A 1,938-nucleotide genomic window follows, 5' to 3' on the forward strand; every position below is an offset into this window, starting at 1 on the left:
TGGCTTTTTTAGCAAAAAAATAAACGCAAGCTCTCCTGCGTTGTATACTTTAGTCGACCAAAGCCAAGATACAAAGGAGACTTACGTCATGAATATTATAAGACAAAAAAATACAGAAAACGAGCTTCACAATATTGTTCATCAATTTACTTCCCTCATTGGTCTATCTAAACTCACCAAATTGGTGAATTATCGCCGGCATTCAGAAATCAGCTTGATGAGGGTCATTGAATGGTTGCTCACGACAAAGTTCCTGGGACGCTCGCTTTATCGAGCCCATGAAACACCTAACTTTACCAGTCGCACCGTCAGAAATAATTTGAACGATGGACGGATCAATTGGCAACGCTTGGTTTGTCAAGTTGGGAGTCATTTAATCAAGCATTTACGACCGTTTATTGACCGCCGGCGGCGGTTAGCATTGATCATTGACGATACACTCTTTTCCCGTGAGTACGCCACCCAAACCGAATTACTAGCGCGAGTCTTTGATCATGACAAACAATTATATATTAAGGGATACCGGGCTTTAACTTTGGGTTGGAGTGACGCCAATACATTCTTACCGATCAACTTTGCATTAATGTCTTCCAAGAAGCCACAAAACGTCCTTGGAAAATCAGCTAAAACAACCGATCAACGAACAATTGCTGGCCGGAGACGTCGCCAAGCACAGCAAAAAATGAACCTCGTTTCATTGCAACTTGTCAAGCAAGCCCTCGCAAATGGCGTTCTAGCTGACTATGTGTTATTTGATAGCTGGTATAGCTCACCAAAAATGTTCTATGAATTAAATATGTATTACAAATTTTTAGTAAACATCCACGATAAAATTAGCAGTAATTTTAAAGGACTTGCTAAACATGATCCTAATAAGTGGCAACACTTTATTTCAGTTAACGAAATGCTTGATCAATTGGAAGAATCTGTTGTTGAGATAGAATTTGAATAAAAAATTCCGCCAATCAGAGTAATTAGCGGTATCATTTTAGTTATAGTTGTCCAAATACTGAAGACATTAAAAGTTGAAATTCTGGAGGAAGTTTCTTATGAAAAATAAATTATTCTATTCATCATTGGTTGGTTTAACTTTAGGGACTATTGGATTTAGCACTTTAAAATTCAATACTCAGCAAGTGCTAGCCAAAACAAGATTTGCTAAAGTAATCAGCTATAAAAAATTAAGCAATTCTCCGTATAACGTAAATGGAGGCTACATATATACTAATGCCCGTTTAAACAAAAAGTCCCACGATGCGTCTCATTATCTCAACAAGACTTTTTATGCATTAGAATCTGCTAAAGTCAAAAAAAACAATGGTAAAATTGCTATTTATTATTATTTAAAAAGTAGCAATGGCAAAATTAAAGGTTGGATATGGAGTGGTAATGTTAGCAAAAAAGTAATCATACCTTCTGCTCCTGAATTTCCTACCTCAAGTCAAAATTCTAATAATCAAAATGTAGATAATTACGCACAACAAAAATCAGATATAAACAATATGTTAGCAATTGTAAGAAGCATGGATTCAGAGGATCAAGATTATGTTTTGAGCAATTTTGAGGGAATTACCCCCAAAAATGCTTATTCAGATATCAGTGATGGAATCAGTGAAATGTCAAATGATATTACTAATTATGACACTAAAAATGAAGTGATTTTAGATGCACAGGCAATTCAAAAAACATATCAACTGTTTAATAATCGTTTTGACTCAACCGCAAACAATGATTTGTCTGCACTATCATCCAGACTAAATGATGCTTTTTCTGAAAACGATACAGATTCAATAAGTTCTGCTGCTAGTAACCTGGCCGATGAATTATCAACTGCTGTTTTAAATTTAGGTTAATACCTGATGTTGTGTTAAAAATGACTTAAAATATTTATTTTAAGATTATTCTTATTAACTGAAACTTGAAAGCTAATAATCACGC

At 34.9% G+C, this 1,938-nt stretch carries 1 protein-coding gene and 1 pseudogene; both read left to right on the forward strand.

What is annotated here, in order from left to right; genetic code table 11:
* Nucleotides 1–88: 88 nt before the first annotated feature.
* Nucleotides 89–793 (forward strand): annotated as a pseudogene (locus FC51_RS11960) (transposase); the annotation flags it as partial.
* Between the two features lie 256 nt (nt 794–1,049).
* On the forward strand, nt 1,050–1,853 hold the full coding sequence (locus FC51_RS11965) for a hypothetical protein (protein WP_057911398.1): 804 nt from the start codon (nt 1,050–1,052) through the stop codon (nt 1,851–1,853).
* The last annotated feature ends 85 nt before the right edge of the window (nt 1,854–1,938 follow it).

Source organism: Lentilactobacillus parabuchneri DSM 5707 = NBRC 107865 (assembly GCF_001435315.1).
In the GTDB taxonomy this organism is placed as follows: Bacteria; Bacillota; Bacilli; order Lactobacillales; family Lactobacillaceae; genus Lentilactobacillus; species Lentilactobacillus parabuchneri.

Excerpts from the sequence above, each read along its gene's own strand:
- FC51_RS11965 (WP_057911398.1), top strand. The coding sequence starts at position 1,050 with ATGAAAAATAAATTATTCTATTCATCATTGGTTGGTTTAACTTTAGGG.